The sequence below is a fragment of the Pseudomonas lactucae genome (assembly GCF_016937615.1).
GTDB lineage: Bacteria > Pseudomonadota > Gammaproteobacteria > Pseudomonadales > Pseudomonadaceae > Aquipseudomonas > Aquipseudomonas lactucae.
In genome coordinates, this window is the sequence record NZ_JAFHKI010000215.1 from 1 (window position 1) to 865 (window position 865).

Genomic DNA, 865 nt, shown 5'->3' on the forward strand with positions numbered 1-865 from the left:
CCGCTGCCGACTGAGGCGCGCCCCGCGATCACCAATAGCCTCGCCGAAGCGGCGATCTATTTGGGGTCTTCACCGGATGAGTTAGTGCTGGCCCAGGCGTCGCGGTTTTATCACTTTCGCGACGGCGTGCTGTTCTCGATCAGTGACGCGTATGACAACCGGCTGCGGATTGCCCGGGATTTTATGGGGCGTATTGAGCGGTTGGATAACGGTGTCGGCCGCTCGTTGTGTTTGCGCTATGAACTGGGCCGCATCGTGGCGGTGGATTACCAGGTTCAGCGGGCCAAGGGGTATGAGCCTTACGAATGGGTGACGGAGCAGAGCATTGTTTCCTACGCCTATGACGACTCGGGCCGACTCGTTTGCGCGACCAATGCGGTAGGCGAAAGCGAGGTTTATCGGTACGACGAGCAGCACGTCATTCTGGAGCGTGGACTGGCCGGTGGCGCGAGTTTCTTTTGGGAATGGGAACGCTCCGGTAAAGCGGCACGCTGTGTCCGGCACTGGGCCAGTTTTTCGCAGATGGATACGCGGTATGTCTGGGGTGATGACGGCCGTGTTGTCGTGCATAACGTCGACGGTAGCCAGGAAGTGTATGTCCATGACGACCGAGCGCGGCTGGTGCAGCGCATCGATCCGGACGGTGCTCAGCATTTCAAATCCTACGACGCTAAAGGCCGGCTGACGGTCGAGCAGGATCCGCTCGGGGCAGTGACGGCGTATCAGTACGACGACGCCGGACGTTTAGTGGCGGTGTTTCCGGGGGACGACGAACCAACATCCTACGAGCATGACAATTGGCTTCGTACGGGTTATGCGCCCATGGGAGGCGGTTTGGAAATACGAGCGTAATGACCAGGCGATC

The 865-nt window shown here is 59.5% G+C and carries 1 pseudogene; it reads left to right on the plus strand.

Annotated elements, in window-relative coordinates:
• Positions 1-865: pseudogene (locus tag JWR98_RS28310) on the plus strand (type IV secretion protein Rhs); the annotation flags it as partial.